Annotated in this window: 7 protein-coding genes and 1 pseudogene; 6 read left to right on the top strand and 2 right to left on the bottom strand. The window is 61.3% G+C overall.

Features of this window, described 5'->3' with window-relative positions:
- Positions 1-317: 317 nt before the first annotated feature.
- Entirely contained in the window at positions 318-611 is a 294-nt protein-coding gene (locus tag AC5ZG1_RS42655; RefSeq protein ID WP_456645643.1) for a hypothetical protein, read from the top strand.
- A gap of 132 nt (positions 612-743) precedes the next feature.
- Here AC5ZG1_RS42655 and AC5ZG1_RS42650 read toward each other — a convergent pair whose 3' ends face one another.
- Positions 744-1,406 carry a helix-turn-helix domain-containing protein gene (locus AC5ZG1_RS42650; protein WP_456645577.1) on the bottom strand — a complete coding sequence of 221 codons (663 nt, stop codon included), beginning with the start codon at positions 1,404-1,406 and terminating at the stop codon, positions 744-746.
- Positions 1,407-2,036: 630 nt separating this feature from the next.
- Between AC5ZG1_RS42650 and AC5ZG1_RS42645 the strand changes: the two genes are divergently transcribed.
- The 5 genes from AC5ZG1_RS42645 (at position 2,037) to glnT (ending at position 7,843) form a co-directional block, all read left to right on the top strand.
- On the top strand, positions 2,037-3,368 hold the full coding sequence (locus AC5ZG1_RS42645; RefSeq protein ID WP_464348614.1) for an ammonium transporter: 1,332 nt from the start codon (positions 2,037-2,039) through the stop codon (positions 3,366-3,368).
- A 181-nt stretch (positions 3,369-3,549) separates the two neighbouring features.
- The gene (locus AC5ZG1_RS42640) at positions 3,550-4,443 is read left to right on the top strand and encodes a class II glutamine amidotransferase (RefSeq protein ID WP_456645575.1); all 894 of its coding nucleotides are present in this window, start codon (positions 3,550-3,552) and stop codon (positions 4,441-4,443) included.
- Entirely contained in the window at positions 4,443-5,132 is a 690-nt protein-coding gene (locus tag AC5ZG1_RS42635; protein ID WP_456645574.1) for a GltB/FmdC/FwdC-like GXGXG domain-containing protein, read from the top strand. The genes AC5ZG1_RS42640 and AC5ZG1_RS42635 overlap by 1 nt, the downstream gene beginning before the upstream one ends.
- Before the next feature lie 12 nt (positions 5,133-5,144).
- Positions 5,145-6,473: an FMN-binding glutamate synthase family protein gene (locus tag AC5ZG1_RS42630; RefSeq protein ID WP_456645573.1), complete on the top strand. Its 1,329-nt coding sequence runs from the start codon at positions 5,145-5,147 to the stop codon at positions 6,471-6,473.
- Positions 6,474-6,544: 71 nt separating this feature from the next.
- Positions 6,545-7,843, top strand: a complete 1,299-nt coding sequence (glnT, locus tag AC5ZG1_RS42625) for a type III glutamate--ammonia ligase (RefSeq protein WP_496136394.1) — start codon at positions 6,545-6,547, stop codon at positions 7,841-7,843.
- Between the two features lie 116 nt (positions 7,844-7,959).
- Here the strand turns inward: glnT and AC5ZG1_RS42620 are convergent.
- Positions 7,960-8,628 (bottom strand): annotated as a pseudogene (locus tag AC5ZG1_RS42620) (bifunctional 5,10-methylenetetrahydrofolate dehydrogenase/5,10-methenyltetrahydrofolate cyclohydrolase); the annotation flags it as partial.
- Between the last annotated feature and the right edge of the window lie 79 nt (positions 8,629-8,707).

The following is an 8,707-nucleotide window of genomic DNA, read 5'->3' as shown; positions in this document are numbered from 1 at the left end:
CCGCCGCAAGACCATCAACTGATGTCGAAGCGCCGCGTTCTCAGCTTCAAGCTGCAACCTCGACCTGAACGGCGAGGCCTCGACGGCCCGCACGAAACAGAGAAGCCCGATCATCCCGCCAACTTAGCCGAATCCGTCACATCATCAACTCGGACAAGTTTTCGGTACACACAAGTATGAGCCGCTGGCTAAAGAATTGATCGCGGCGGTCGGCCTCAATTGGCTTCGAGAAGTATCTGCCGGACCAGTTATCGGGCGGTATGCGGCAGCGAGTCGGCATTGCGCGGGCTCTGTTGATGCGGCCCGAAGTGCTGTTGATGGACGAACCATTCGGGGCGCTCGACGCCCAGACGCGGCTCCAGATGCAGCAGTTGCTGTTGGACGTCTGGGAGAAATATCGCAAGACCGTCCTCTTCATCACGCATGACATCGACGAGGCTGTTTTCCTCGCTGACGTCGTTTATGTAATGTCCGCCCGTCCCGGCCGGATCGTCAGGGAGCTCCGAGTTTGCCTGCCGCGATCACGTACGACCGCTCTCGTGACCAGCGAGACGTTCAACCAGCTCCGGGTGAAGATTTTCGAAAGCATCGCCGCGAACCGATCTGCGTGACCGCCGCAATTGAATTGCCGTCCGCGCAGAACTTGGGCTCGATGTCCAGCGATAAGACCGCAACTCGGACCGGCGCGCATCGGATGAACAGATGGGAAAGGTGGCGTCTAAACACCGCGCGGACGCTCGATGTCAGCTTCGCCGCGGATAGATGATAATCGAGAGATACGTCATCGGCGCCTTGACGAGCTCTTCCGGCCCATGACGGGCGGCCGCGTCAAAGAAAAGCGCGTCGCCGGGCTCGAGCAGATAGCTACGATCGGCGTGTCGATAGCGCACTTTGCCGGTGAGCATGTAGATGAACTCCACACCGGCATGCCGGAAATCGGTGTAGGGAACGGCGTCACCCTTGAGCGTAATCAAATAGGGTTCGACGACGATATCGCCGCCGACGCTGTGCCCGAGCAGGTCATAGAGGTGCCCGGCCTTGGTGCCGCGCCGCTCGATCCGGACGCCCGTGCCCGCCTTCACGAAGGAGCAATCACGTTGCTCGGTGCTTTCGCGGAATAGACGGCCGATCGGTACATTCAAGGCCTTCGCCAGGGCTGATAGGGTCGCCAGAGAGGGCGAGATGGACCCGTTCTCGATCTTGGACATCATGCCGGCTGAAATACCAGCCGCCGCACCGAGCTCCATGACCGTGAGATCCAGCTCCTTCCTCAGTCGACGGACTTCGGCTCCAATTTCGGATTCAAGAGTGGGGGTTACTTCCTTCGGAGCTAGCGAACCGGTCAGGAGCTCCGTTTCTTGCCGCGGCGCGTCGGCTGTCGAACGCTTGCTGGCGCCTTTCGCCACGATGAAACCTCGCTGAGTTTGCGCCTTCGGCCTTGCAGCGCGAGCGCGGCGGCCGCGCCGACCGGATGAAGCAACAATGTCCTCTATACTGCGCCCCCGCAATCACGGCTAGCTGCCCGCAGCTTTCGCGACGATTTCCCACAGCGATCGCCGGCTGCGGCCGATTCCCAATGTGCGGAGCCCGTGCCGGGAGGTGATCCCTCCGCGCTGCCACAAAACTGTCCTGTTGCCTGGATTCTCGCCAGGGGCGGCCGTCCAAAAAGGGCGTTGCACCCACGTCCCGATCAGGACCCGCCGGGCTTCAATCGTATTTCCTTTGGAGAAATAATAGTTCCAATTTCGAAAAAGACTGGCACGAGACTTGTATGAACATTTGTTGCCTGTGAAGAAACTTGCCTCCGGCAAGCAGTGGAAGCGCCAATGAAGTTCATCATCGCTGTCCTTCGACCCATCAGATCGAAACTTGCCGGCAATTCGGCTCGCCGCATCGCGCGGTGCGATGACCAGCCGCGGTTTCAGCGCATCAAGAATATCGATTCAAGGCTTCGATCTGCCTCGGCGAAGCCTCGACTGATCAAGTCCAAAACGCGGCAATCCGAAATCCTAGGCTCTTAGGGAGATATTGTACCAATGCAGAAGATGCGTGACACAGCCCTCGCTGCTGTTGTGTTCCTGATGGCCGGCCTCGGCGAGGTGCTGGCACAATCCGCAACGCCTGCGCCGGCGGCGCCGGCTCCGGTCCTGAATTCCGGCGACTCGGCCTGGATGCTGACCTCGTCGTTGCTGGTGCTGATGATGCTGGTGCCTGGCCTTGCGCTGTTCTATGGCGGCATGGTGCGCAAGAAGAATGTGCTTGCCGTCTTGATGCAGTGCTTCTTCGCGGCCGGCATTCTGTCGGTGATCTGGATCGTGATCGGCTATACCCTGGCCTTCACCGAAGGCAATCCATTCTTCGGCGGCATGAGCAAGTTCATGCTGCAGGGGATCGCGCCCGACACGCTGGCGCCGGCGGCACAGACCATTCCCGAATTCGTGTTCGTGATGTTCCAGCTCACCTTTGCCATCATCACCCCCGTCATCATCCTGGGTGGCCCTGCGGACCGGATGAAGTTCTCGGCGGCGATGCTGTTCCTGTCGCTCTGGCTGGTGCTGGTCTATGCCCCGATCGCGCATATGGTCTGGGGGCCGGGTGGTTTCCTCGCCGATGCCGGCGTGCTTGATTTTGCGGGCGGCACGGTGGTGCATATCAATTCCGGCATCGCCGGCCTGATTGCCGCCCTGATGATCGGCAAGCGCCAGGATTTCGGCACCGACGCCGTCGTCCCGCACAATGTGCTCCTGACCATGATCGGCGGCGCCCTGCTGTGGGTCGGCTGGTTCGGCTTCAACGCTGGCTCCGCACTCTCTGCAGGGGGCTCGGCGGGGATCGCGATGATCAACACCCATGGCGCGACTGCGGCGGCGATCGTCGCCTGGAGCCTAGTGGAAGCGATCATGCGCGGCAAGCCAAGCCTGCTCGGCGCGGTCTCGGGTGCGATCGCGGGCCTCGTCGCCATCACGCCGGCCTGCGGCTTCGTCAGCGTCGGCGGCGCCTTGATCATCGGCTTTGCCGCCGGCGTCGCATGCTACTGGGGCGTGTCGGGTCTAAAGAACACCTTTGGCTATGACGATGCGCTCGACGTCTGGGGCGTCCATGGCGTCGGCGGCATCCTGGGTGCCATTCTGACCGGCGTGTTCGCGGTCGCCGCGATCGGCGGCACCGGGAAGGCCGGCCTAGTCGACGGCAACCCGGGTCAGGTCCTGCTCCAGCTCGAAGGCGTCGGCATGACCCTAGTCTGGTCCGGCGCGATCAGCTTCGTTCTTCTCAAGCTGATCGATCTCACGATCGGTCTGCGTGTCAGCAAGGAAAACGAGGAGATCGGCCTGGATCTCGCGCTGCATGGCGAGGCGATTCACGGCTGAGATTTCGAGCTTTCGAGATTGTCGCGGCAGCACGATCGTATCGTGCCGCCGCGACACTGTTTCGGGAGCTAGGTGAGCCGATTTCCAAATTCCGGACATCGATATTCTTGACGAGAAAGAAATATTCTTTAGAGTAATTCTTCGGGGTGCATGGGCGCAAACCCCCGTTGCGGAGGATGTCATGTGTGGAATCGTAGGGCTGTTTCTGAAGCAGCCGAAGCTTGAGCCGGAGCTCGGGGCGATGTTGTCGGACATGCTGGCCGTGATGAGCGATCGCGGTCCCGACAGCGCGGGCTTCGCGGTCTATGGCGATGGCCAAACGGGATGTGTGAAGCTGACGGTGAGTGGCGCGAGCGAAACCGCGCTGCGCGGATCGCTCACGGAGCTTGGGCGCGCTCTCGGAGAAAATCTGGTTTCGACTTTTCGGGACACGCACGCGGTCATTTTGCTCCCTGCGAGCAAGGAACGGCAGGCGCGCGGCTGGATCGCTGCACATGGCGACATCAGCTTTGTCGGGGCTGGGACGCGAATGGAGCTCTACAAGGAGGTCGGTCTACCGGAGCGAGTCGCGCAGCGGTTTGGGTTGGCCCGGATGGCAGGCAGCCACGGCATCGGCCACACCCGCATGGCGACGGAATCTGCAGTGACCACGCGCGGCGCTCATCCGTTCTCGACCGGCCTCGACCAGTGCCTCGTTCACAACGGTTCGCTCTCGAATCACAATGGTGTGCGTCGTGTCCTGCGTCGCGAAGGTATGACATTCGAAACCGAAAATGACACCGAGGTCGCAGCAGGTTATCTCAGCTGGAAGATCCGGGAGGGCGCCTCGCTCAAGGAAGCGTTGACGCAAAGTCTCGTTGATCTCGATGGCTTCTACACTTTCGTTGTGGGTACGGAGAGCGGATTTGCCGTGTTGCGCGATCCGATTTCCTGCAAGCCGGCGGTGATGGCCGAGACCAACGACTATGTGGCGTTTGGCTCGGAGTATCGCGCGCTCGCGATGTTGCCAGGCGTCGACAAAGCCAATCTCTTTGAGCCGAAGCCTGCAACCGTCTACGCGTGGGAGCGCGCCTGATGTCAACTTTTGATCTCGCTAAGGCGCCGCTGCGCGAACTCAACGCGGCCCTTCATTCGCTGCCGCCTTCCACCAACGAAACCCATTGGGTCGTGACCAATCCGGGTGGAAAGCATGCGATCGCCTGCGGCGTCGATGCGCCGATCACGATCGATATCGAGGGGCACGTCGGCTACTATTGCGGCGGCATGAACAAGGAAGCGACGATCGTCGTCTCGGGAAATGCGGGCGTCGGTGTTGCCGAGAACATGATGTCGGGCGAGGTTCGTGTCAAAGGAGACGCGAGCCAGGCTGCCGGAGCGACCGGCCGCGGCGGCTTGCTCGTGGTCGACGGCAACGCGTCCGCGCGCTGCGGAATCTCGATGAAGGGCATCGACATCGTCGTCAAAGGCTCGATTGGGCCGATGAGTGCCTTCATGGCGCAGGCCGGCAATCTCGTCGTGCTCGGAGATGCGGGCGATGCGCTCGGCGACTCCATCTATGAAGCCCGCCTGTTCGTGCGCGGCAGCGTAGCAAGCCTCGGAGCCGACTGTATCGAGAAAGAGATGTCGGCGGAAGATAAGTCGATTCTCAAGTCACTGTTGAAACGTGCGGACCTGAACGATTCGATCAGCCCCGATGACTTCAAGATGTTCGGCTCCGCTCGCCGCCTTTATCACTTCCACATCGACAACGTCGACGCCTACTGAGCAGGATTTCTGATGACCGCCCCGCCGCCCCATCGTACACCGCCTCGGTTTTCTGCTACCTTCAGCCCGCAGGCGATCGCTGAAATTCAGCGCGCCGCCGCGACCGGCATCTACGATATCCGCGGCGGCGGCGCCAAGCGTGCGCTGCCGCATTTCGATGATCTTCTGTTCCTAGGTGCCTCAATCTCGCGGTATCCGCTCGAAGGCTATCGCGAAAAATGCGGAACCGAGGTTGCGCTGGGCACGCGCTTCGCCAAGAAGCCGATCAAGCTCAAGATACCCGTCACCATTGCGGGAATGAGCTTTGGCGCACTGTCGGCGCCGGCCAAGGAAGCGCTGGGACGCGGCGCCTCCGCGGTTGGAACGTCGACCACCACCGGCGACGGCGGGATGACCGCCGAAGAGCGCGGTCATTCTTCCATCCTGGTCTATCAGTATCTGCCGTCGCGTTATGGCATGAACCCGGACGATCTGAGACGGGCTGATGCGATCGAGATCGTGATCGGGCAGGGTGCAAAGCCCGGCGGTGGCGGCATGCTGCTGGGCCAGAAGATTTCACCACGGGTGGCCAAGATGCGCACCCTCCCGGAAGGGATCGATCAACGCTCAGCCTGCCGGCATCCGGACTGGACCGGGCCTGACGATCTTGAGATCAAGATCGAGGAGTTGCGGGAGCTGACCGATTGGGAAAAGCCGATCTACGTCAAGGTTGGCGCCAGCCGTCCCTATTATGACACCGCGCTTGCTGCCAAATCAGGTGCCGACGTGATCGTGCTCGACGGTATGCAAGGCGGCACAGCCGCAACCCAGGAGGTCTTCATCGAGAATGTAGGCCTGCCGATCCTGGCGGCCATTCGACCCGCGGTGCAGGCGTTGCAGGATCTGGGCTTGCACCGCAAGCTGCAGCTGATCGTCTCCGGCGGCATCCGCACGGGCGCCGACGTTGCGAAGGCGCTGGCGCTCGGCGCGGATGCGGTGGCAATTGGCACCGCGGCGTTGATTGCCCTTGGCGACAATGATCCGCAGCTGCAGGCGGAGTACGAAAAGCTGGGCACCGTTGCCGGGGCCTATGACGACTGGCAGGACGGATTGGATCCTGCCGGCATCACCACGCAAGATCCAGTGCTGGCGGCACGACTTGACCCGGTCAAGGCCGGCCGGCGCTTGGCAAATTATCTCTCGGTGCTGACGCTCGAGGCGCAGACGATCGCGCGCGCCTGCGGAAAGAGCCATCTGCACAATTTCGAACCGGAAGACCTCGTCGCCTTGTCGATCGAGGCTGCGGCGATGGCGGGCGTGCCGCTCGCCGGTACCAACTGGATTCCGGGAATAACGAAATAGCGAACACGCAGCGCGCGAATCCAACTGACTGCAAGTTTCGATGCCGGGGTTGACGCATCAAAGAGGTAACTATGGCCGATAGTCTTCATGCCACCGCGCAAGAGAGGGGCATCAAGTATTTTCTGATCTCGTACACCGACCTGTTTGGCGTGCAACGCGCCAAGCTTGTGCCAGCTGCAGCGATCGACGGCATGCTCAAGAGCGGGGCGGGCTTTGCAGGCTTCGCGACATGGTTCGACATGACGCCGGCCGACCCCGACATGTTTGCGATGCCGGATCCGGAAAGCCTGATCCAGTTGCCATGGAAGCCTGAAGTCGGCTGGCTTGCCGCAGATCCTTGGATGAACGGCAAGCCGGTTGCGCAAGCGCCGCGCAATCTCTTGAAGCGGTTGGTCGCCGATGCCGCCGCCAAGGGCCTTGAGCTGAAATCTGGCGTCGAATGCGAGTTCTTCCTGATTTCGCGCGACGGGACCGGGATTTCCGATGATGCCGATCACCAGCCAAAACCCTGCTACGATCAGCAGGCATTGATGCGACGATACGACATCATTGCTGAAATCTGCGATTGCATGCTGTCGCTTGGCTGGAAACCCTACCAGAACGATCACGAGGACGCGAACGGCCAGTTCGAGATGAATTGGGATTTCGACTCGGCCTTGAAGACCGCGGACCGCCATGCATTCTTCAAATACATGGTGCGTTCGATCGCGGAGAAACACGGATTGCGCGCAACCTTCATGCCGAAGCCGTTCGTCGACCTGACCGGCAACGGCTGCCACGCCCACGTCTCGGTGTGGCGCGATGGCCGCAATCTGTTCGAGGACGAAGCTGGCGAACTCGGCGTGTCAAAGCTCGGCTATCAGTTCCTGGGCGGCATCATGCACTCGGCCGATGCGCTGGCGGCTCTGCTCAATCCGACGGTCAACTCCTACAAGCGCATCAATGCGCCACGCACGACGTCTGGAGCGACCTGGGCGCCGAACTCGGTAACCTATACGGGAAACAACCGCACCCATCTCATCCGTATTCCCGAGGGCGGCCGCTTTGAGGTCCGCCTCGCCGACGGCGCGGTCAATCCTTATCTACTGCAGGCAGGATTGCTCGCCGCAGGGCTTGACGGGATCGACAACCAGCGCGATCCCGGCAGTCGTCTCGACATTAACATGTATACGGACGGTCATTCCGTCGAGGCCGGCAAGAAATTGCCGCTGAACCTGCTCGACGCGATCCGAGCACTGCGGTCGTCATCGGTGCTGTCGGATAAGTTGGGCGAGTTCGTACCGTGCTACGTCAAGCTCAAGACCGACGAATGGAATTCGTATGCACGCCATTTGACGGCATGGGAGCGCGAAACCACACTGGACTGCTGAGGGGCGTCAGCTAAGCCGGAAATCACAGGTTCACTGTGCCTTCCGGCGACGGATGGGGTTAGGTAGATTGGTGTTCCGGATCTCCGGCCGACCGGTCCGCGTAGTGTTCGATAGGCTTAGCTCTTGCCCGATCGTTCGACGGCGGACTGCAGCGTGTTTCGCAGCAGGCATGCGATCGTCATCGGACCGACGCCGCCGGGAACAGGAGTGATGGCGCTGGCAACGTCCCGGGCCTCTCCGAAGGCAACGTCGCCGACCAGCCGGCCTCTGGCCCCGCCTTCTGCCGGCAAACGGTTGATGCCGACGTCAATGACGATCGCGCCGGACTTGATCCAGCTGCCGCGGACCATCTCCGGTCGGCCGACCGCGGCGACCAGGATATCGGCCTGACGACAAAGTCCCGGCAAATCATGACTGCGCGAATGCGTCATCGTCACTGTGCAATCAGCCTGCAGGAGAAGCTGGGCGATCGGCTTTCCGACGATGTTCGAGCGCCCGACCACCACTGCGTGCTGGCCCGCCAGTCCCCTATGAACCGAACGGAGCAGTAGCATGCAACCGAGCGGGGTGCAGGGGACGAGACTGGTAAGCCCGCGCATCAGGCGTCCGGCATTCTCAGGATGGAAGCCATCGACATCCTTCGCCGGATCGACCGACCGGATGATGGTGTCGGTGTCGATGTGCGACGGTAGCGGGAGCTGAACCAGAATGCCATCGACCTCGTCGTCGGCGTTCAGCCGCCGGATCAGGGAGAGCAGCGCCTCCTGCGAGGTCTCGGCTGCTAGAGCGCGATGAAGTTAGGTTCGTGCATATCCTGAGTTTGCCAAGTAGCTTGCGCATTCTTTGGGCGTGAAGAGCTGCAGA

The organism is Bradyrhizobium sp. Leo78 (genome assembly GCF_059512425.1).
Note: the sequence above shows the minus strand (reverse complement) of the source record. Positions and strands in the feature narration are given on the sequence as shown.